Source organism: Actinoplanes sp. NPDC049802, from assembly GCF_040656595.1.
Classification (GTDB): Bacteria; Actinomycetota; Actinomycetes; order Mycobacteriales; family Micromonosporaceae; genus Actinoplanes.
In genome coordinates this window covers 42,156-63,283 of the sequence record NZ_JBFAMR010000033.1, presented here as the reverse complement: position 1 = coordinate 63,283, position 21,128 = coordinate 42,156, and the positions used below count along the sequence as shown (strand labels likewise).

General features: G+C 70.2%; 17 protein-coding genes. 11 read left to right on the top strand and 6 right to left on the bottom strand.

Annotation, left to right across the window (positions count from 1 at the left end; genetic code table 11):
• Positions 1-126 precede the first annotated feature (126 nt).
• Positions 127-909 carry a PIG-L family deacetylase gene (locus AB0I88_RS23145; RefSeq protein ID WP_361028016.1) on the top strand — a complete coding sequence of 261 codons (783 nt, stop codon included), beginning with the start codon at positions 127-129 and terminating at the stop codon, positions 907-909.
• 2,415 nt (positions 910-3,324) lie between these two features.
• Here AB0I88_RS23145 and AB0I88_RS23140 read toward each other — a convergent pair.
• Entirely contained in the window at positions 3,325-4,002 is a 678-nt protein-coding gene (locus AB0I88_RS23140; protein WP_361028013.1) for a hypothetical protein, read from the bottom strand.
• Positions 4,003-4,118: 116 nt separating this feature from the next.
• Complete coding sequence (locus tag AB0I88_RS23135) at positions 4,119-5,879, bottom strand: ABC transporter ATP-binding protein (protein ID WP_361028010.1); 1,761 nt, start codon at positions 5,877-5,879, stop codon at positions 4,119-4,121.
• Positions 5,880-6,001: 122 nt separating this feature from the next.
• Between AB0I88_RS23135 and AB0I88_RS23130 the strand changes: the two genes are divergently transcribed.
• From AB0I88_RS23130 to AB0I88_RS23095, 8 genes are all read left to right on the top strand, one after another.
• Positions 6,002-7,333 carry an AMP-binding protein gene (locus tag AB0I88_RS23130; RefSeq protein WP_361028008.1) on the top strand — a complete coding sequence of 444 codons (1,332 nt, stop codon included), beginning with the start codon at positions 6,002-6,004 and terminating at the stop codon, positions 7,331-7,333.
• 36 nt (positions 7,334-7,369) lie between these two features.
• Positions 7,370-9,640: a bifunctional diguanylate cyclase/phosphodiesterase gene (locus AB0I88_RS23125; RefSeq protein WP_361028005.1), complete on the top strand. Its 2,271-nt coding sequence runs from the start codon at positions 7,370-7,372 to the stop codon at positions 9,638-9,640.
• Between the two features lie 43 nt (positions 9,641-9,683).
• Positions 9,684-10,460 (top strand): metallophosphoesterase, encoded by a 777-nt coding sequence (locus tag AB0I88_RS23120; protein WP_361028002.1) that lies wholly within the window; start codon positions 9,684-9,686, stop codon positions 10,458-10,460.
• A gap of 1,691 nt (positions 10,461-12,151) precedes the next feature.
• Positions 12,152-12,388 (top strand): hypothetical protein, encoded by a 237-nt coding sequence (locus AB0I88_RS23115; protein WP_361027999.1) that lies wholly within the window; start codon positions 12,152-12,154, stop codon positions 12,386-12,388.
• A gap of 428 nt (positions 12,389-12,816) precedes the next feature.
• Positions 12,817-13,788: an efflux RND transporter periplasmic adaptor subunit gene (locus tag AB0I88_RS23110; protein ID WP_361027996.1), complete on the top strand. Its 972-nt coding sequence runs from the start codon at positions 12,817-12,819 to the stop codon at positions 13,786-13,788.
• Positions 13,785-14,474 (top strand): ABC transporter ATP-binding protein, encoded by a 690-nt coding sequence (locus AB0I88_RS23105; protein WP_361027993.1) that lies wholly within the window; start codon positions 13,785-13,787, stop codon positions 14,472-14,474. The genes AB0I88_RS23110 and AB0I88_RS23105 overlap by 4 nt, the downstream gene beginning before the upstream one ends.
• Positions 14,471-15,763, top strand: a complete 1,293-nt coding sequence (locus tag AB0I88_RS23100) for an ABC transporter permease (protein ID WP_361027990.1) — start codon at positions 14,471-14,473, stop codon at positions 15,761-15,763. The genes AB0I88_RS23105 and AB0I88_RS23100 overlap by 4 nt, the downstream gene beginning before the upstream one ends.
• A 125-nt stretch (positions 15,764-15,888) precedes the next feature.
• Entirely contained in the window at positions 15,889-16,872 is a 984-nt protein-coding gene (locus AB0I88_RS23095) for an ABC transporter substrate-binding protein (RefSeq protein ID WP_361027987.1), read from the top strand.
• Here AB0I88_RS23095 and AB0I88_RS23090 read toward each other — a convergent pair.
• Genes AB0I88_RS23090 through AB0I88_RS23080 form a run of 3 tightly spaced genes read right to left on the bottom strand, consistent with a single transcriptional unit; the run spans position 16,869 to position 19,577 of the window.
• A complete protein-coding gene (locus tag AB0I88_RS23090; RefSeq protein WP_361027984.1) occupies positions 16,869-17,606 on the bottom strand; it encodes a pseudouridine synthase in 738 nt (245 codons plus the stop codon). The two genes, AB0I88_RS23095 and AB0I88_RS23090, sit on opposite strands and share 4 nt — an antisense overlap.
• Positions 17,593-18,606, bottom strand: a complete 1,014-nt coding sequence (gene scpB, locus AB0I88_RS23085) for an SMC-Scp complex subunit ScpB (protein ID WP_361027981.1) — start codon at positions 18,604-18,606, stop codon at positions 17,593-17,595. Before scpB ends, AB0I88_RS23090 begins: the two co-directional genes overlap by 14 nt.
• Positions 18,603-19,577, bottom strand: a complete 975-nt coding sequence (locus AB0I88_RS23080; protein ID WP_361027978.1) for a ScpA family protein — start codon at positions 19,575-19,577, stop codon at positions 18,603-18,605. Before AB0I88_RS23080 ends, scpB begins: the two co-directional genes overlap by 4 nt.
• A gap of 118 nt (positions 19,578-19,695) precedes the next feature.
• Between AB0I88_RS23080 and AB0I88_RS23075 the strand changes: the two genes are divergently transcribed.
• Complete coding sequence (locus AB0I88_RS23075; protein ID WP_361027975.1) at positions 19,696-20,220, top strand: GNAT family N-acetyltransferase; 525 nt, start codon at positions 19,696-19,698, stop codon at positions 20,218-20,220.
• A 36-nt stretch (positions 20,221-20,256) separates the two neighbouring features.
• On the opposite strand, the gene AB0I88_RS23070 is transcribed toward AB0I88_RS23075, so the two are convergent.
• Positions 20,257-20,631, bottom strand: coding sequence for a hypothetical protein (locus AB0I88_RS23070; protein WP_361027972.1), 375 nt, complete (start codon positions 20,629-20,631; stop codon positions 20,257-20,259).
• Between the two features lie 194 nt (positions 20,632-20,825).
• Here AB0I88_RS23070 and AB0I88_RS23065 point away from each other — a divergent pair, with 194 nt between their 5' ends.
• Positions 20,826-21,092, top strand: coding sequence for an acylphosphatase (locus AB0I88_RS23065; RefSeq protein ID WP_361027969.1), 267 nt, complete (start codon positions 20,826-20,828; stop codon positions 21,090-21,092).
• Positions 21,093-21,128 lie beyond the last annotated feature (36 nt).

The following is a 21,128-nucleotide window of genomic DNA, read 5'->3' as shown; positions in this document are numbered from 1 at the left end:
GGCACCCGCGCAAGCCTCCAAGCGACACCCGCGCAAGTCCCCAGGCGGCACCCGCGCAAGCCGCCGAGGTCACCCGTACAAGCGAACCGCAAGGATCCAGCAAGCGCCCGGCCGCATGGTGTTCACATGCTCACCGACATCAGCGCGCTCGGCACCATCCTCGGCATCTGGGCACACCCCGACGACGAGGCCTACCTCTCCGGCGGCCTGATGGCCCTGGCCCGCGACGCCGGCGCCCGGGTCGTATGTGTCACCGCCACCCGGGGCGAACACGGCACCGCCGACCCGGACCGTTGGCCACCGTCCCGCCTGGCCGAACGTCGCACCATCGAACTGACCGACTGCCTCCACCTCCTGGGCGTCACGGAGCACCATTGGCTCGGCTACGAAGACGGTCGTTGCGCCGAGGCTTCACCCACCGTCGCGATCGCCGAACTCTGCGATCTGATCGACCTGATCCGCCCCGACACCGTGATCAGTTTCGGTCCCGACGGCAACACCGGCCACCCCGACCATCAGGCCGTGGCCCGCTGGACCGCCGCCGCCGTGGACAAGGCTGCCCCCGTCGGCACGCGCCTGCTCCAGGCCTCCGTAACCGACGAATGGGCCGACAGGTGGCGCACGGTCAACGACCGTTTCCAGGTCTTCCTGCCCGGCTACCCGATCACCCAGCCGGAACACACTCTGACTCTGCACCTGACCCTCGACCAGCCCACGGTGGACCGCAAACTGCGCGCGCTCGCCGCCCAGGCCACCCAGACGGAGGCGCTGATCGCCGAAATGGGCCCGGCCACCTACACCGAGTGGATCGCCGACGAAACCTTCACCGAGGCCACCCCCGATTCCACGTCCCACCCGTGCCCCCGCTGCTGGTGGAACATCGACGAAGCCCGCTGGAACTGCTCTTGAAACCCCTCATCCGGTACGGGCTCGCCCGCCCACAACCGCCTCGTCGCCCCAACCAGCGGCAACCGCGCCCATGACGCAGGTTTCCCGGCCAGCGTGATCAACCCCGGGGTTGTGAAGACTCAGAGGGTGGGCGAGGTCGCTTCCCGAGGGAGATCGGGGACAAGGCCAGCCGCAACGACTCGTCGGCGACCGCCCTGCCGCTGTCCATGAACGCCACTTGCAGCACGGACCAGACGAGACGCGGACCACCGCGACGAACATGAGTTCGCAGCTCGCTCAGAAACCACCGCGCCCCGCCCCACTCAGGCAGACACCCCGGCCCACGGAGACAGACGGCCGGCGCCCGCCCCAACTCCGGCCCAACCCCACCTGCTTCCATGAATCTCCCCCCGGAAGCCACAACAGACAGGACCCATTCACGACAGTCGGCAAATGTCGACGACGATGCTTCAAGACCATCATGGACCGAACGTCACCTCGGTACCAGCAATCTCAGGAGGTCTTACAGAACTCTAATACGGTCGAGATTGGCATGATCAACTCCTTTCCCGGACTTACACTTCTGCCCGAGGGGGCAGGACAATATAGGCATGCGGCAGTTTCAGTTATTCACTTCGAAAGAGATGGCGGCGATGCGCGACCGAACCGCGCGTCGCAACCATTCCCCGGCCGCTGAAAGCTTCCGCCGAGAGCATCAGCGCCATCGCGCCTGGGGCCTCCGCCAGCGTCACGCCCAGCGCTTACGCCACGCCCAGATCCGCGTTGAGACTGAGGCCCGCACCCAGACCCAAGCCGGTGCTGAGGCCCGCACCCACACCCACATCGGTGCTGAGGACACCCACACCCGCACCCGCGCCGAGGCCGACACCCAGACCCAAGCCGGTACTGAAGCCCGCACCCACACCCAGACCCAAGCCGGTATTAAGGCCGAAGACCTCGCTCGGGCCTACGCTCGAACAGATGCTGAGGCCTCCGCCGACGCTCAAACCCTCTCCGAGGCTGTGGCATGCGCCATGCGTCCACGCCGGGCCCGCGTTCAGACCAAAGCTCCCGCCCGCGAACGCGGGACCCGTCCGGTCACCTCCCTGGAGGGGCGGGCCGCGTTACTGGTCACCGGTCTGACCTTGCAGCTGGACTTCGCGTTGCGGCAGCACGCACTGCAGGCGGCATTTCGATTGCGCGTGAGCCGTGCCGACGTTAAGGTCCGCGCCCGCACTCAAGGCCAGGTCCATAATCACGCCGAGACCGGGGCCTACCCCCGCGCTCACGCCGAGATCAAGGTGTACACCGATAGCGCCGCCGGGACAGTCGCACGCGACACCGCGCGGGTCACGGTTGAACAGCCAGTGCAGATTGCGGCTGAGCGGGTAACGCAGGTCACGACTGAAATGGCAGCGGCTGCACGGGGCATAGTGGGGTCGCGACCTTCGGGAGGGCGGCCACCGTCTCGCGGGATCAGCGAGCAGTCGGCGAAGGCCGGCATCGGATCCCGGGTGGCCGACCCTGGCCTGACGGCGGCCCGGCGGCGGATGGCGGCAAGTCGTGGGGCTTGCCGACAGCGGGCAGTCGGTTGCGCTCGGATTCGAACGGCCTTGCGGGATGGCCCACCGCCCGATCTCATGGCCCGGCGATGCCCGTCGGTGATCGCCTCACGCCACCGGTCTCTGGAAGACTGCGCCGCGCCGTGGCCAAGCGCCCGAGGGGCACCGGAACACCGATCAAACGCTCTGTGTCGATCGCCGCCCCGGCCGCGTCGGTAACGCCCGCCGGCAGACAGGCCGAATCCGTTGCGCCGTTCGCCCTCCGGACCGTGATCGTGGCGGCGCACCCCGAGCCCGTGACCCCAGCCTTCGAGTCACGGATCCGGCGCTTTCGTTGACTCGGCGTGCAAATACGATCGCGCCATCTTGGCCGAACACGGGGCCGCGCCACCGGTGTTCGCCACACCTGAAACTGAATGAGTCCCAGAGAGTCAAACTCGAGGATCCCGATCAGTTAAGAATCGTTCGACCAATTTCGGATTCGAGCGTTGAGACACACAAGCCTGGCGACGAAATCAGACGCAATTACCGACCCATTCAAAGATTGTCGCTTCCAGAGATTTCTCCCACGGCCGACGCGACGAGAATGCCGAGCCGGACGGGTGATTACGCATGTGGCAACGAGCGCCGGATGTCGGGCCACCGCGAGCGCCACCCGGCAAGGTCAATGTCGCTGAGTTCGAGCGCCACCTGGTACCGGAAGCAACGAGGTGACCCGCGACGACTCGGGTGGCCGGAAACCTGAGAACACCCTGCCGGTTCACCGTAGCCGGCGCTGGCGGTCAGCGATACGTGGCTCTCGACGTCACCGACAAAGTCAGGCGGGAGAAACACGCGATCGGCAGCCCGTTCAGCCCAGGCAGGGCTGGCGGCCTCAACCGATCGCGAATATTGACGGCGACGCGGCCTGGTGGCAGAAGGCGGCGTCTCCTGCCGGCCGAAACCGGACCAGTCCGATGACTCCCGCACCAAAGTTCACTGCTACCAGTAGCGAACAGGCGGCGTTCTGGCGCAACGAGCGGCGGCGGCGCAACGGCGACAGCATCGACGACGACGGCAGCGGCGGCGGCGGCGGCGGCAGCGGCAGCGGCAGCGGCAGCGGCAGCGGCAGCGGCGGCAGCAGTGGTGGTGGTGGTGGCAGCGGCAGCGGCGGCAGCGGTGGTGGTGGTGGTGGTGGTGGTGGCAGCAGCAGCAGCAGCAGCAGCGGTGGTGGCGGTGGCGGCGGCAGCAGCAGCGGCGGCGGCAGCAGCAGCGGCGGCAGCGGCAGCGGTGGTGGTGGTGGTGGTGGCAGCAGCGGCGGTGGTGGCAGCAGCGGCGGTGGTGGCAGCAGCGGCGGTGGTGGCGGCAGCGGCGGTGGTGGCAGCAGCGGCGGTGGTGGCAGCAGCGGCGGTGGTGGCAGCAGCGGCGGTGGTGGCGGCAGCGGCGGTGGTGGCGGCAGCGGCGGTGGTGGCAGCGGCGGTGGTGGCGGCAGCGGCGGTGGTGGCGGCAGCGGCGGTGGTGGCGGCGGCGGCGGTGGTGGCGGCAGCGGCGGCGCACTGTGGTTGCTGGCCACAGCGCCTGGTGGAGGAGAGAGTCACTGAATCTGGGAGACCGGGAGTGGGCAGCTCAGCCCGGCGGGCGCGGCAGGGGAGCGACTGGCGGGGGGATCGCGTGGAGACGGCGGGGCGGTCAAGGAAGGCGGGACGGGGTCGCGCGTACCATCGATGGGTTTTGATCTGAGAAGGAGCGGTAGTAGGGGTCGGAGCGGGACAGTTCGGCGTGGGTGCCGGAGGCTGTCACCACGCCGCTGTCGATCACCAGGATGTGGTCGGCGGAGCGGACCGTGGAGAAGCGGTGGGCGATCACCATGAGGGCGCAGACCGCGGAGACCTGGCGGAGGGTGGCGGTCAGCGCGCGTTCGCTCTCGGGGTCGAGGTGGGCGGTGGGCTCGTCCAGCAGGATCAGTGAGGGGCGGGAGAGCAGGCAGCGGGCTATCGCTATCCGCTGGCGCTGGCCTCCGGAGAAGCGGCGGCCGCGCTCGCCCACGGGGGTGTCCAGACCGTTCGGCAGGGCGGCCACGATCCTGGTGAGGCCGGTCATCGTCAGGACGCGGCGGAGTTCGGTGTCCTCCACCTGGCCCGCGCCGTAGAGGAGGTTCTCGCGGAGGGTGCCGGCCAGCAGCGGGCAGTCCTGCTCGACCAGGCCGACCGTGGCCCGGTGCTGGGCGTAGGGGGTGTGCCGGGCGTCGCGGCCGTTCAGGAACACCGTGCCCCGGTCGGGGTCGTAGAAGCGCTCGGCCAGCGCGAAGATCGTGGATTTGCCGGCGCCGGACGGGCCGACCAGGGCGATCTGGCCGCGGGACGGCACGGTGAAGTCGATGCCCCGCAGGACCGGGCGGCCGGGGTCGTAGCCGAACCAGACATCGCGGAACTCCAGGAGCGGTGCGGGGCGGTGCGGGACACCTCGGACTCGGGCCACGGCCACCGGGCGGTCCCGTTCGACGGGCAGGGCCAGTACCTCGTTGATGCGCTGCAGGGCGCCGGTGCCCTGCTGCACGGCGCTGACCGCCTGGAAGATCTCGTAGACGGGGGCGGCCAGGTAGGTCATCGCCAGGGTGAAACCGACCAGCTCGCCCAGGGTCATCGCGCCGGCGGAGACGCGGGACGCGCCGACCAGCAGGACCGCCAGGAACGCGCCGCTCACCGCCAGGTCGTTGGCCGGGCCGCTCAGGGCGACCATGCCGGCCATCCGCAGGTTCGCCAGGTAGGCGCGGCGGGCCGACGAGTCGAGGCGGGCGGCTTCGGTGCGCTCGGCGCGGCAGGCCCGGACCACGCGGATGCCGCCGAGGGCACGTTCCAGATCGGACAGCAGGGCGCCCTCGGCGGCCTGTGCGCCGCGGGAGGCGATCCGCACCCGGCGGACCACCGCCAGCAGCGCGCCGAACGAGCCGCCGAACAGCACCACCACGGCGGCCAGCAGCCACGGATCCAGCCAGGCCAGCAGGGCGGCCGCCGCGATCAGACCGATCAGGCCGGCCACGCCGGTGCCGAGGCTCTGCGCGATCAACGTCTTCACGGCGGCCGTGTCGCCGCAGGCGCGGGCGATCAGATCCCCGGTACGGCCCTGTTCCAGCACCGGCAACCGCACCCGCAGCAGATGACCGGTCACCGTCCGGCGCAGGTCACGGGTCATCGTCTCGCCGGTGTGCGCCTGCACGTAGCGGGCCAGGGCCAGCGCGCTCGCCTGGGCCGTGAACAGGGCGGCGAGCGCGCCGATCACCGGCCACGGCAGCCGTCCGGCGGCGGCACCGTCGACCGCGATCCGGGCCAGCAGCGGCTGGGTGAGCGCCAGCAGCGTTCCGAAGAGGCTGAGCGCCGCCGCTCCGAGGATCCGGCCCCGATAGCCGCGGGCCAGCCGGCGCAGATCCCGCCACCGGGCCAGGTCAGCCATCCCGCCGCCCCCTCTCACCAGGAGATTCAGACCGTAGGCAGACGTTTCGGGCGGCGACAACGCGGTTGGCGGATCCCAGGCGCGGCAAGGGTAGAGGCGTCGCCCTTTCGTAGGATCCGGTCATGCTCACCGCATTGCGCGAAGCCGCCGACCTGGAAGCGGCGGTGACCGCCCCGGACGGTTCACTGTCCCGGCACGAACTGCTCGACCGGGCGGAGAGGGTGGCCGCCGAGATCGCCGGGGCGCCGATCGTGGCGGTGGACGCCGTTCCGGCCCTGTCGACGATCGTGGCGGTGACCGGGGCGTTGCTGGCGGGGGTGCCGATCGTGCCGGTGCCGCCGGATGCGGGCGTCCTGGAACGGCGGCACATCCTGGAGGATTCACGGGCCGCCGTCATCCTGCCCGGCTTCTCGCCGCTGGAACACGACGAGTCGGACGTGGAGGCGGCGCTGGTCCTCTACACCAGCGGAACCACCGGCGCCCCCAAAGGCGTGGTGATCTCCGAGGAGGCCCTCGCCGCCGATCTCGACGCCCTGGCCGAGGCCTGGCAGTGGACCTCCGACGACGTCCTCGTCCACGGGCTTCCCCTCTACCACGTCCACGGCCTGGTCCTGGGAGTCCTGGGACCGCTGAGACTGGGGTGCCGCCTGATCCACACCGGCCGCCCCACACCGGCGAGTTACGCGGCCGCCGGCGGCACCATGTATTTCGGCGTCCCCACCGTCTGGTCCCGGATCGCCGCCGACGTGGGCGCCGCGAGAGCGCTGAGCCGGGCCCGGCTGCTGGTCTCCGGAAGCGCCCCACTTCCCGCGCCGGTCTTCGCCGATCTCGCCACGCTGACCGGGCAGGCCCCGGTCGAGCGGTACGGCATGACCGAAACCCTGATCACGGTGAGCGCCCGGGCCGACGGCGATCGCCGCCCCGGCCAGGTGGGCACTCCCCTGCCCGGCGTCGCCACCCGGCTGGTCGACGAGTCCGGCGCTCCCCTGCCCGCGGACGGCGAGACCGTCGGCAACCTCCAGGTGCGCGGCCCCACCCTGTTGGACGGCTATCTGCGCGACGGTGGCGTACGGCCCGCGGACCTGGTGGACGGCTGGTTCCCGACCGGCGACGTGGCCACGATCGCCCCCGACGGCCGGCATCGCATCATCGGCCGCGCCTCCACCGACCTGATCAAGACGGGCGGCTACCGGGTGGGCGCCGGCGAGGTGGAGGACGTGCTGCTGCTGCATCCGGCGGTACGCGAGGCCGCGGTCATCGGCACCCCGCACGCCGACCTGGGTGAGCAGATCACCGCGTACGTCGTCGGCAGCCCCGTCCCGGAGAGCGAGCTGATCGCGTTCGTCGCCGAGCGGCTGGCCGCCCACAAACGGCCCCGGCGGGTACGCCACGTCGACGCGCTGCCCCGTAACGCCATGGGCAAGGTGCGGAAGAGTCTGCTCTCCCCCGATTGACTCAACCGGCGTCCATCCCCTGCCGATCGATCGGGCGTGACGAGACCCTCGCTCCGCACCGCCACCGGGCTTCTGGCGTTGGCGGCATTCTGGCTGCTGGCGACTGTCGTGCTGGGCGCGGTCGGCTGGTACCGGCCGGTCCCGCCGTGGCTGCTTCTGCCGACGACCGCCGGCGGTATCGGCACCGCGATCGCGGCCTGCCGGATCGCTGCCGCCGGCGCCCGCCAGGGGCCGGTCCGCGTCTTCTGGCGACAGCTGGCCCACGCCGGCTTCTGCCTGCTGGCTGGCTGCGTGGCGCAGATCGTCAGTCAGGCGCTGCTCGGGAGCACGCAGCCGACGAACCCGGTGACCGCGGCCTGCTTCGCCGGCGCGGGTGTCCTCGCGATGGGCGCGGTGCTGCGGCTGCCGGTCATCCGGCGCACCTGGCAGGCCGCCATCGCCAGCTTCCTGGACATCGCGATCGTCGCGGTCGCCGCCACTCTGATCTTCACTCGGTTCCTGTGGCGTACCGCCCTGCCCGCCGCCGACAACCCGCTCACGGCCGCGCTGCTGGTCACCGTGATGGTCACCGCGTCCGCCGCGGTCGTCACGGTGATCAAGGTGGGTGTGACCGGCGCCAGCCCGGTCCTGGCCCCCGCGTTGTGGGTGCTCGCCCCGGTCGGGCTTCTCGGCCCCGGCGCCTGGCTGCTGGCTCCGGCCCTGTCCGGCTGGCCGCATCTCAACGGCACAGCGACCGCGCTGCCGCTGGTCGGGCTGCTGTTCTCGGCGGCCGCATGGGTGCAGACCCGGTCCAACGTCGACACCGCCGCCGGTGCCTCGCCGACCTTACCGCCTTTGTCGGGCGACCGGCGCGGCGGCGTGTGGCGGCGGATCAGCATGGTCCCGTACGCGGCGGTCGCCTCGGTCACCGCGATGCTCATCGCGGTCACCTTCGACCACGGCCACCTGCCGCCCGGTCTGGTCGCCGGCTCCGTGGTGCTGACCGTTCTCGTGGTGGTCCGGCAGCTCACCGCCCTGCTGCACAACGCGGTGCTGCTCGACCGGCTGGAGGACCAGGCCGACCACGACGACCTGACCGGCCTGCCGAACCGCCGGCTGTTCACCACCACCCTGACCGGGCGGACCGCGCCGGCCACCGTCGCGGTCTGCGACCTGGACGGCTTCGCGGCGCTCAACGACCAGTTGGGTGACGACACCGGCGACGCCCTGCTGCGCGCCGCCGCCGCACGGGTGTCCACGGTCGTCAGCGGCGACACGATGGTGGCCCGGCTGCTCGGTGACGAGTTCGGTGTGCTGGCCCCCGGCGCCGACCCGGGCCTGGCCGACGCCCTGGTGAACGCGTTCCGCACCCCGTTGCGGGTCGGCTCCCGGGACCTGCTGGTGACCGTCACCTCCGGTGTCGCCTGCGGCGCCGGGGTGGACGTGCCGGATCTGCTGCGCCGCGCCGAACTCGCCCTCCAGGCCGCCAAGTACACCGGCGCCGACCGGGCCCGCGAGCACAGCAGCGCCCTCGACGCCACCGCCCAGCATCACGCCGAACTGGCCGCCGCCCTGCGCCGCGGCCTCGAACTGGGCGAGTTCAATCTGCTCTACCAGCCGATCGTGGAACTGCCCAGCGGCTCGGTCATCGGGGTCGAGGCGCTGATCCGCTGGCAGCCGACCGGACAGCCGGTGATCTCGCCGGCCGAGTTCATCCCGGTCGCCGAACACAGCGGCCTGATCATCGACCTGGGCGTGTGGATCATCGACACGGCCTGCGCCGACGCCGCGGCCTGGCAGCGCAGCCACGGCACGGCCGGCCCGCGCGTCAACATCAACGTGTCGGCACGGCAGCTGCTCGACCCGGATCTGCCCGGCATGGTCGCCGACGCCCTGCACCGGCACGGGCTCGCTCCCGACCGGATCACCATCGAGATCACCGAGACCGCGGTGTTCGCCGGTGGGGCCGCGCTGGAGACCGTACGGGAGTTGCGCGACCTCGGCGTCGGCCTGGCCCTGGACGACTTCGGCACCGGGCACAGCTCGCTCACCCTGCTGCGTACCTGCCCCGTCACCACCCTCAAAGTGGACAAGTCGTTCATCGACGACCTGAACGGCACCGCCGAACAGGAAGCGATCGCCTCGTCGCTGAGCACCATCGCGTCGACACTCGGCCTGCGCGCCGTGGCGGAGGGCGTGGAGACCCAGGATCAGGCGGACCGGCTGCACGCGCTCGGCTACCGGTACGCGCAGGGCTACCATTTCGCCCGCCCGATCCCGGCCGGCGACATCGGCGCGCTGCTCACCGCCCCGGTGCCGGCCTCCTGAAACGCAACGACGCCGATACCCGGCGGGACTATAGTCCTCGCCCGTGCCGCCTCTCTTCGCAGCCAGTGACATGCACGGTCACCGATCCGAGTTCCGCGACGCCCTGCACGACGCCGGCCTGATCGACACGGCCGGCGACTGGTGCGGCGCCGACGCCCGCCTGTGGCTGCTCGGCGACTACTTCGACCGAGGCCCCGACGGACTGGGCGTCGTCGACGACATCCGCCGCTGGTCCACGCAGGCGGCGTACGCGGGTGGCGACGTCCAGGCCCTGCTCGGCAACCACGAGGTGTTCCTGATGGCCGCCCACCGATTCGGCACCGACCCGGTCCCGGGATGGCCGCCGGAGGAGGGCGGCTACTACGGCGTCTGGCGGCTCTACGGCGGCCGCGAACGCGATCTGCGCCGCCTCACCCCCGACCACCTGGCCTGGCTCTCCTCCCGCCCCACCCTGGCACTGGCCGACGACCACCTGCTCGCCCACTGCGACAGCACCGGCTACCTGGAGTTCGGCGCCTCCCGCAACGCCGTCAACGATCACGTGAACGCGGCCCTGGCCAGCAGCGACCCGTACATCTGGCTGCACCTGTGGTCCCGGTTCTGCGGACGCGGCGACCTCGTCTCCCCCGCCGCCGTCGACAAACTGCTGTCCATCTACGGCGGCAGCACGATCGTCCACGGCCACAGCACCCTGCTCAGCCATTTCGGCCTCACCCCCGCCGAAGCCGTCACCGCCCACCGCTACACCGGCGGCCGCGTACTGGCCATCGACGGCGGCGTCTTCGAAGGCGGCCGCATCCTGGTCACCCGCCTGACCTGACGACGGTCACTCCAGGCGGCCCTCTTCCGCTTCCTTTCCCGGTACGCCGTGCACGTCCCCATTCGAGCGAACCGTGGCTCACCGCAACGCAAGGCAGTGCCGCGCCCGCCGGGCTGATCCGGTGGCCCATCACGGCCGACGGCCGTACGAAACCCGTCGGCCACCACGGCCGGCGCCGTGCGCTCACCGACCGGGCGGGCCCACCTGGTCGGCGCCACCCGCCGCCGTTCCCGGCCGAAAAGCCGTTCCCCAGCCGACCACCAGAGCGGCCTCACAACACCCGAAGTGCGCTGAGGACCAGCCGAACAACACCAACCACCGAGCCGGACAGCCCTCGGCCACCGGTCTGGGACCGTCCGGACTTTGGCTGATCTTGTTCGGCTGGTCGTGAGCGCTGACCCTGATGGCCGAATCGCCCGCCCCGCTCCGCCTGCCTGCAAGCCCGCCGGGCAGGCGGGCGGGGCCGCACAGCGCACCGACGGTGAGCCCCGAGCACCGCTGTGACACTCGTGAGCGACCGCGCAAGGCCCCGCGTGCGTGCCGAGTCGCTCAAGCCCCGTCTGCCCGCCGGGCGGGCGCCCACAGCGCACCGACGGTGAGCCCCGCCGCTCCGGCCGCCCCGGCGCCCTGTCGCCCCGGCCGCCCCGCCGCCCCGCCGCCCTGCCGCCCTGCCGCCCGCCGCCCTGTCGTTCTGTCGCCCTGTCGTTCTGTCGTTCTGTCGTTCTGTCGTCCGGTGGGCGGAGGGCCGGCGTGCAGGGCGATGTGTGCTCGGAGAACACGACACCCGTAGTGGGTGTGATGACACCCGTTGCGGGTGTCACGTCTACGGAACACAGATGGCCGAGATCCGTGGCCGTCTCCCCGGACGGGATTTCGTTCCTGCGTCCGCTGCCAGTCGGTGAACGTGGTGGCGGTTACGTGCGACGGCCGGCCCCGGTGCCACACGCTGGAGTTCACAAGGCAGCGTCAGCAGCGATCGCCGAGGAGCCCTCGCGGCCGGCCGGGTCGCTTCGCCGGTCTTGCCCAGCAACGAGCACACCGTCCACGCAATGCCGTCCACGCAATGCCGTCCACATGCGTAACCACCGCAACGGACCGATCTTCACCGGTCTCGGACCGCCGACCGCCGTCGCCGGTCATCGAACCCCTGATCCAGGTCCGGTCTCCGCTACCCCGCACCCACGTCGTGAGGCCTGACAAAGCGGGGTCGGACCGGACATGCGCTGAGAGCGAACCTTAATTGATAAGCCAGCAGGGACAGATCCCCTTTAAAGACCCGAAGTCAGTCAGAGCTCGGGTCAGACCCCGACGCGGGAGGTGCACACGAACATCATTTATGTCAGCGCTGCCACTCTGCCAACCGCACCGTTGAGACGACACTCAGCGCCAGCCGAGCGGTACCGGCTGGTCGTGGGCGCTGCCTGAGACGGTCCGAGACAGCGCCCACGACCGCCGAACAAGATCGACTCCAGCGTCGCCGCCTGCGTGTGGACGGCCCCCACCGGTCTCAGCCCGGCGCGGGCCTCGCGGGCCGGAGTGGCAGGCAGGTCGCCGACTTCCCTGGTGGGGGCGGGTAGGCCGTACCGGGAAAGGGCGGAACGGGGACGCCTGGCTGGACCACCATCGCGGCGAAGGCGTAGCCGAGCCGGAAGACCCAGGTGTGGTGGGAAGGTCGCGGGTACGGTGCGAGAGTGAGTTTGTGTCCCGAGTGCGGCGCGTCCGGGGTGCCGCTGATCTTCGGTCTTCCGGCACCGGAAGCGCTCGCGGCCGCGCAGAGCGGGGAGTTGGCCCTCGGCGGCTGCCTCATGCCAAGGCAACCACCCAACTGGCAGTGTTCGGGCGGGCACCAGTGGCGCGATGGGGACGAGATCGCGTTCGATGAGCAGCTGCTGACCGTGCTCGCGGCGCACGGCTACCGCATGGACTGAACGCAACCCACCGATCCGAAACCCCCGCGCCGCTCGCCGCGCACGGAACCGCAGGGGCTGAACGCGAATCCGGCCACGCCGCTCGCCGCGCACGGAAACCGCACAGACTGAACGCGAATCCGGCCACGCCGCTCGCCGCGCACGGAACCGCAGAGGCTGAACGCGAATCCGGCCACGCCGCTCGCCGCGCACGGAAACCGCACAGACTGAACGCGAACTCGGCCGCGCACGGCGACCGCGCCGGGCGAATGCGACCCGGCCGGGGCCGACTGTGTGCTGTCGATGGTTCGCCCTGCGTGAGGATGGGGAGGAACCCGCGCACAGCTCTCGCTTTGGCTTGCGACGGTCATGTACCGTTCCGTCGCGCCGGGTCGCGGGCACTCCCTTCGATGCCGGTATGTCCGCTGTCAGGGTGAACGGGGAACCGGGTGAAGAGACGTGTGTTCGTGATGGCCTCAGCCGTCGCGGTGCTTCTGAGTGGCTGTACGTCGGAGAGCGAGCAGGCGCAGACACCGGAGCTCGAGGCCCGCGGGACTGTGCTCACCACTGTGCAGCCGACCAGGCAGGACCTGGTGAACAAGATCAGCCTGGCCGGGAAGGTGACGATCAACCCGACGTTCGGGATCGTGGCGCCGGGCGCGGGAGAGCTGCGGTTCACCGACCGGCAGCCGACTACGACGCCGGTGGTGCGGGACACCTGGGTGGCGTCGGTGTGGGGTGGGGGCGCCCCGCGCCGGGTGTACATCCCGGAGGGCTCGATCATGGCCGGGCGGTTGATGGCCGACAAGTCGCCGGTGTCGAAGAACATGCCGATCATCTCGGCGAAGCATGTCGGCTACGGCATCGTGGCCGACATCGACAGCGCGCAGGCGTACCGGATCTCCGGGGCCGTGAAGTCGATCAAGGCGCAGATCAAGAACGGTCCTGGCCCGTTCAACTGTGAGCCGATCGGCACGATCGCCGCTCTGCCCGCCGGGACGCTGCCGGAACCGGAACCTGATCCCACCAAGCAGCCCGCGCAGAACCCGTCTGCGCCCGTGAGCCAGGAGGAGCCGCCGACCGAGGGTGCGACCGGTTCTGATCCGACCGGTCTTCAGGTGGTGTGTGTCGCCCCGGCGAAGACCAAGCTGATCAACGGTTCGGACGTCACGCTCGACGTGATCACCGGCCGGGCCGAGGACGCGCTGGTCCTGCCGGTGGAGGCGGTCGCCGGGTCGCAGGGCAAGGGCAAGGTCGATCTGGTCATCGGCGAGGAGCGGCGGCGCAAGACGATCGACGTGACGCTGGGCATCTCGGACGGCAAGGTCATCGAGATCAAGAAGGGCCTGCAAGGTAACGAGACCATCGCGGTGCCCGGGCCGAACCTGCCGACCCCGGCGCCGGGCGAGGCGACCAAGTGACAGCCCTGATCGAACTCGACGGCATCACGAAGATCCTCAAAGGACAGGAGCAGCCGCGTACGATCCTCGACGGTGTCGGCCTGAGCGTGTTTCCCGGGGAGAGCCTGGCCATCGTAGGCCGGTCCGGTTCGGGCAAGAGCACTCTGCTCAGTGTGCTGGGCTTGTTCGACCGCCCGGATCAGGGCAGCTATCTGCTGGACGGGACCGAGATCAGCCGGCTGCCGGAGCGGCGGGCGGCGAAGCTGCGCAGTTCGCACTTCGGGTTCGTGTTTCAGCGGTTCTTCCTGCTCAAGCATCTGACGGCGGCCCAGAACGTGGCGATGGCGCTGGTGAACGGCCAGGGCTGGCTGCCCCGCCGGGCCCGCAAGGCCAAGGTCATGGCGGCGCTCGAGGAGGTCGGCATCGCCCATCTGGCGAAGAACCGGCCGGCCAAGATGTCCGGTGGTGAGCAGCAGCGGGTGGCGATCGCGCGGGCCCTGGTGCGGCAGCCGCGGATCCTGCTGGCCGACGAGCCGACCGGCGCCCTGGACACCGAGACCGGCACGCTCGTCATCGACGCCCTCCAGGGTGTGACGGCCCGGGGCTGCGCGCTCATCCTGGTCACCCACGACCGGGATCACGCCGCCCGGATGGGCCGGATCCTGCACCTCAACGAGGGTGTGCTGACCGAGCGAGTAGCCGCATGATGCGCTTCTCGGGCCGTTTCCGGTCGGCTCTGATCATCGGGTTGCAGGGGATCCGGTCCCGCAAGACCCGCACGCTGCTGTCCATGGTGAGCCTGTTCCTCGGGGTGCTCGCTGTCGTGGTGGTGCAGGCCGGCGCCAGCATCGCCGAGCGGGCCCTGCTGGCCGACATGGAGTTGCAGCGTGGCCTGGACGGCACGAAGGTCATGAACATGGCCCCGCAGCCGCAGCTCAGCGAGATCATCATGGGCACCGTCCCGGGGCGGGACGACGCGGTGGCGGTGGTCGGCGTCTCGGCGATCATCGGCGAGCCGGGTGTCCGGCCGGTGAATCCGAATGCCTCGCCGTTCGACGAGATCGGCTACTACGGCGCGCCGATGTTCTGCGACGAGAACGGCAACTGCCGGGAGCAGACGCCGGCGGAGGCCGGTCCGGAGGGCCAGGCCATCGAGGTGCGGCTGACCGCGCTGACCGGGGACGTCCGCAAGTTCCGGCCGTTCCGGGCGTCCGCCGGGCAGTGGCTGGACTTCGATTCGTTGCCGATGATGGCGCCGCGGCTGGTTCTCAACAAGGAGGCGGCCAAGGGTTTCGAGCGGTACAAGGTACCGGCCGAGATGCGGGTGCCGGGGGCGAGCGCGAACCTGACACCGCAGATCATCGGGGTCATCGACGACGGGGATTACCAGCCGCGGGCGTACGTGCGGATGGACGAGATGGCCAACTGGATCCCGGCGACGAAGCTGATCGATCCGGCGATGGGTGAACTGAACGTCCTGATGACCGCGTCGACGCCGGTGGAGCAGGTGCTGACCAGCAAGCTCAAGGCGATCAACGCGGAGCCGTACGTCGAACTGATCAACTCGCGCAAGGAGCAGGAGAAAGAGCTGTCCCTGATGCGGCTGATCTTCCTGGCGATGGCCGGGCTGGTACTGCTCATCGGTGTCGCCGGCATCTTGAACGTCGGCCTGGCGACGGTCGGCGAGCGGGTCGAGGAGTTCGCGTTGCGCCGGGCGGTGGGCACGCCTCGCGCGTTGTTGGCCGGTATCGTGCTGGCCGAAACCCTGATCACCGGGCTGTTGACGGCCGCTCTGGCGATCGCCGTGAGCGCAGCCGCGCTGAAGGGCATCGTGCTGCTGGCCGGCGACTCGCAGCCGTTCCTTCAGGGTGTCGTCTTCCCGTGGGACGCGGGTGTGGCCGGGGTGATCGCCGGTCTGATCGCGGGTGTGCTGGGCGGCTTCGTTCCGGCGATCCGGGCGGCCGGAATTCCGATCGCCACCGTCATGAGAGCGTGATCATTATGGCGTCGGCGGTGCATTTCGCCCGCCGACGCCAACAGGGGGTAGAGCGACGGTTAACACGTTGTTATCGTCATCATCCGTTCCGGGATTGATCATCGCCGTCAACGGGAGTTCTACCCATGCGCAGACGTTCGTTCATATCACTCGGCGCCGCCGGCATGTGTACGGTTCTGGCCGGCTGCGGAAGCGACGAGCAGCGGGACTCCAGGTGGGATGTCCCCAGCGGCCCGATCGTCCTCGGGTTCTCGCAGGTGGGTTCGGAGAGCGGCTGGCGTGCGGCGAACACCGCGTCGATCAAGAAAGCGGCCGAGCGCAACCGGGTCACGCTGAAATTCGACAACGCCGACGGGGACCAGAAGAAGCAGATCGCGGCGATTCAGTCATACATCGCGACGAAGGTGAACGTGATCGCCTTCTCGCCGGTGGTGGAGACCGGCTGGGACCCCGTGCTGCGCCAGGCCCGCGACGCCGGGATCCCGGTGGTGCTCACCGACCGGCTCATCGAGACCGCGGACGAATCGCTGTACGTCAGCTCGATCGGCGCCGAGTTCTCCTCCGAGGGCAACCTGGCGGCGCTCTACCTGGAGAACGACTACGACGAGTTCAGCGGCCACGTCAACGTCGTGGAACTGCGCGGCACGCCCGGATCGTCGCCGACCAGACTGCGTACCGAGGGCTTCCGGGAGACCGCGTACCGGCACGGCAAGCTGCGGGTGATGGACAGCGAGCCCGGCAACTGGACCGTGGCCGGCGGCGAGGCGGCCATGAAGAAGCTGCTGCGCCGGGTCAAGCGGATCGACGCCGTCTTCGCCCAGAACGACGACATGGGCCTGGGTGCGATCAAGGCGCTCCAGGCCGCCGGAAAGAAGCCCGGCACGGACGTCCGGATCGTCACCGTCGACGCCACCAGGGCCGGGTTGAAGGCCCTGGCGGACGGCAAGCTGAACTACGTCGTCGAGTGCAGCCCGGAGATCGGCGAGCAGCTGATGACGGTGGTCATCGACCTGTTCTTCGGCGCCGACGTGCAGAAGCGCGTGGAGTCGCAGAAGGCGGTCTTCGACCGGAACTCAGCCGCGGACGCGCTGCCCGATCGCACCTACTAGTCGCCGACGGCCTTGAACAGGGCCGCGATCTCGGCGGACGACAGGTGGCGGAAGCCGCCGGGCCGCAGGTCGCCGAGCCGGATCGGGCCCACCGCTGTCCGGATGAGCCGGGTGACCGGGTGCCCCACGGCGTCCATCATCCGGCGGACGATGTGCTTGCGGCCCTCGTGCAGGACGATCTCCACCTGGGCTGTCTTGCCGATCGCGTCGACCAGGCGGAACGAGTCCACCTTCGCCGGGCCGTCCTCCAGCTCGACACCGGCCTGCAGAGCCCGGCCCACGCTGCGCGGCAGCGGCCCGACCACCTCGGCCAGATAGGTCTTGTTGATCTCATACGACGGGTGCATCAGCTTGTGCGCCAGCCCGCCGTCGTTGGTGAACAGCAGCAGCCCCTCGGAGTCGGCGTCGAGCCGGCCCACGTGGAACAGCCGCTGCTCGAAGTTGGCGCCGAGGAAGTCGGCCAGCTCGGTGCGGCCCTTCTCGTCGTCGAGGCTGGAGACGACGCCGCGCGGCTTGTTCAGCGCCACGTAGACGAGCTTGGTGTCGGTGATCACCCGCTGCCCGTCGACGTGGATCTCCGCCGTGGCGGGGTCGACCTTGTCGCCGAGTTTGGCAACCCGGCCGTTGACGGTGACGCGCCGCCGGAAGATCAGATCTTCGCAGGCGCGCCGGGATCCAACACCGGCCGCCGCCAGGACTTTCTGGAGGCGTTCGGCGGTGTCAGCCTGAGGCATCGAGCACTTCTTCCACGTCGTCGGGCAGGAACGGAGCAAGCGGCGGCAGCTGGTCGACCGAGTTGAGGCCGAGCTTCTCGAGGAACAACGACGTCGTCCGGTACAGGTATGCCCCGGTTTCCGGTTCGGTGCCGCACTCCTCGATCAGGCCGCGAGTGACCAGCGTACGCATCACCCCGTCACAGTTCACACCGCGGATGGCCGAGATGCGGGATCGGGTGACCGGCTGCTTGTAGGCGACCACGGCGAGTGTCTCCAGGGCGGCCTGGGTGAGCCGCACCGACTGGCCGTCGAGGACGAACCGTTCGACGTAGTGCGCGTACTCCGGGCGGGTGTAGAGCCGCCATCCGCCGGCGGCCCGCCGCAGGTCGATGCCGTGCCCGGCCGCGGTGTAGCGCGCCGAGACGTCCTCCAGGGTGCGGGCGATCCGCTCCACCGGCTGCTCCAGGACCTGCGCCAACTGCAACTCGCCTACCGGCTCGTCGACCACCAGCATGATCGATTCGAGGGCCGCCGCGAGCTCTGCGTCGTCCATCACAGCAGGGGTACGGGTGGGAGCGTCGCTTTCCCGCTGTCGCCGCGGCTGGGTGGGCACCGCGATCCTCGGCTCCGGCTCCGGCACCGAAACAGGCGCGGGCTCAGGCGCCGACTCGGGCGCCGGGGCGGGCTCAGCCGCCGGGGCGGGCTCAGACGCTGATTCCAGCTCGGGGGCCGGGGCGGGCTCACGGGGCGGGGCGGGCTCAGCCGCCGGCTCAGGCACAGGCTCCGATTCCAGCTCGGGGGCCGGCGCAGGTTTCGCTTCCGGGGCAGGCGCGGCTTCCGGCTCAGGCTCCGAGGCAGGCGCGGGTTCCGGCTCGAGGTCGATCGTCGCGGGTTCGGCCTCTTCCGCCGAGGAGGCCGCCTCCTGATAGTCCCGGTCCGGCGGGCGTCGGCGCTCCCACGGCGGCACCCATGCGGCCGCCTGCGCCGCCAGGGATTCGGGACGCTCCTCGCTGCTCACGATGTCTCCTTCACCGCCGCCGGGGTCTCGTCACCCGTGCCAAGATCGCTATCAGGGCCGGGCTCGTCAAGCCGCGCCGCCGATGTTTCGTCCGAATCGGTACCTTCATCCACCGGTTTGCTGCCCTCGTAGTCGTCGATGTCGAGCTCGACGTCGGCGTCTCCGCCGATCCAGCGGACGGTCAGCTCGTCCAGCGAGACCGGCTGCTCGAACTCGATCAGCCCTTCCCGGTACAGCTCCAGCAGGGCCAGGAATCGGGCCACCACCTCCAGCGTGTTCGCACAGTCGGCGACGAGCAGGCTGAACGTGGCGTGGCCGGCCCGGCGCAACCGGTCACGCAGCAGGGTGGCGTGCTCGCGGACACTGACTCGGACCTGGTGGATGTGGGCGATGGACACCTGCGGCGGGCCTGGTTTCGGCAGGAAGCTCTTCAGGGCCAGTTTCAGCATCCGCTGCGGGCCGACGCCGAGGACCAGTTCGGGCAGCGCGTCCGCGTACCGCTGCTCGAGGCTGACCATCCGCGGCCAGCGACGCGCCCCGGTGGCCTCGAGCTCCGCGATGTGCGCGGCCGCCTCCTTGAAGGCCTTGTACTGCAGCAGCCGGGCGAAGAGCAGGTCGCGCGCTTCCAGGAGGGCGAGGTCCTCCTCGTCCTCGACCTCGGCGGCGGGCAGCAGCCGGGCCGCCTTGAGGTCGAGGAGGGTGGCCGCGACCAGCAGGAACTCGCTGGTCTCGCCGAGGTCCCAGTCGTCACCCATGGCCCGGATGTAGGCGATGAAGTCGTCGGTGACCTGATGCAGCGCGATCTCGGTGACGTCCAGCTTGTGCTTGCCGATCAGTTGCAGCAGCAGGTCGAACGGGCCGGTGAAGTTCTCCAGACGGACGGTGAAGCCGCTCGGCTCGGTCTCCACGGAGACTGCGGCGATGGCGGTGTCGTCGACGGGCTCTTCCAGCACGTGCCGACCGTAGACCATGCTTCTGACGGGTTGCTCCGGGCGCACGTTCTTCCAACGTCACAAACGGTGCCGGGTTGCTCAGCGAACGGATTACCGGCCGGTTACGCTCCACCGCTTTACTGGTTACGCTGCGGCGATGCGGTCACTGATCTCACCACGGCTGCTTCTGCGCGAGTGGGAAGAGAAGGACGTCGACTTTCTCCTCGACATGTACTCGCGCTGGGAGGTGGCACGCTTTCTCGGCTCGGCGCCGCGGGCTCTCACCGACCGCGACGACGCCGTGGCGACGCTGTCCCGGTGGCGGGCGCGGCAGGACGACATGCACACCGTCTGGGCGGTCCAGGACCGGGCGACCGGCCGTCTGCTCGGCACCGCGCTGCTGGTCCCGCTGCCGGCCTCCGGCGAGCGGATGCTTCCCACCGAGGACACCGAGATCGGCTGGCACCTGCATCCGGACGCGTGGGGGAAGGGGTACGCCACCGAGGCGGCGAACGCGGTGATGGCCTACGCGGCCCGTTCGGGAATCTCACCGGTGCTGGCCGTGACGTGGCCGGAGAACACCGCGTCGCAGGCGGTCTGCAGACGTCTCGGGATGCGGCACCTCGGACAGACCGACCGCTACTACAACATGACCTGCGAATTGTTCACGAACGCACCGTGAGTCGGGCCGCCGCGCCTGAGCCGGCGGCCCGGCGGATCACTTCTTCTTGTCCTTCTTGGACTTCTTCTTGGCCTTGGCGGGGGCATCCTCGACGACCGGCTCCTCGGCAACCGGCTCTTCGACGACCGGCTCTTCGACGACCGGCTCTTCGGCAACCGGCTCCTCAGCAACCGGCTCTTCGGCAACCGGCTCCTCGACGACCGGCTCCTCAGCAACCGGCTCCTCGGCAACCGGCTCCTCAGCAACCGGCTCCTCGACGGCGGCCTTCTCCTTCTTGGACTTCTTGGCCTTCTTGGCCTTGACCGGCGCCTCCTCCGCTACGGGCGCCTCCTCGACAACGGGCGCCTCCTCGACAACGGGCGCCTCCTCGACCACTACCGCCTTCTTGGCCTTGTCCTTGGTCTTACCCACGTCGGCCTCCTTCCGCATGCAAGAGTTCACGCGTCCCGGCCGGCGCGCGTGTGCACGCGACTGTAGTGGATCTTGGGAAACTTGGGGTTCACGTGACCGAAGTGAAATGTTCACCATTCGACAGACCGGAAAGCCGGTCGAAGGCCGGCCCAATAACGACTCCCGGTGACACATCCCCGTCGTAGGGTGGGCCGGTGATCCGTAGACGCGTCCTGGTCGAGGGCCGGGTGCAGGGTGTCTCCTTCCGCGACTCGTGCCGCCGGCTCGCCTGCCGGCACGCGGTCCGCGGCTGGGTGCGCAACCTGCCGGACGGCAGGGTCGAGGCGGTCTTCGAGGGCGATGCGGCCGGCGTCGAACGGCTCGTCACCTGGGTGCGCACCGGCCCGCCCGGCGCCCGGGTGGACGATGTGGACGTGCGTGACGAGCCGGTCGAGGGCTTCGACGGCTTCACCATCCGCTGACACGCGTCCGGTTCGGATGGACGTCAGCGGCCGCCG

Excerpts from the sequence above, each read along its gene's own strand:
- AB0I88_RS23145 (WP_361028016.1), top strand. The coding sequence starts at position 127 with ATGCTCACCGACATCAGCGCGCTCGGCACCATCCTCGGCATCTGGGCA.
- AB0I88_RS23135 (WP_361028010.1), bottom strand. The coding sequence starts at position 5,879 with ATGGCTGACCTGGCCCGGTGGCGGGATCTGCGCCGGCTGGCCCGCGGC.
- AB0I88_RS23130 (WP_361028008.1), top strand. The coding sequence starts at position 6,002 with ATGCTCACCGCATTGCGCGAAGCCGCCGACCTGGAAGCGGCGGTGACC.
- AB0I88_RS23100 (WP_361027990.1), top strand. The coding sequence starts at position 14,471 with ATGATGCGCTTCTCGGGCCGTTTCCGGTCGGCTCTGATCATCGGGTTG.
- AB0I88_RS23095 (WP_361027987.1), top strand. The coding sequence starts at position 15,889 with ATGCGCAGACGTTCGTTCATATCACTCGGCGCCGCCGGCATGTGTACG.
- AB0I88_RS23090 (WP_361027984.1), bottom strand. The coding sequence starts at position 17,606 with ATGCCTCAGGCTGACACCGCCGAACGCCTCCAGAAAGTCCTGGCGGCG.
- AB0I88_RS23080 (WP_361027978.1), bottom strand. The coding sequence starts at position 19,577 with ATGGTCTACGGTCGGCACGTGCTGGAAGAGCCCGTCGACGACACCGCC.
- AB0I88_RS23075 (WP_361027975.1), top strand. The coding sequence starts at position 19,696 with ATGCGGTCACTGATCTCACCACGGCTGCTTCTGCGCGAGTGGGAAGAG.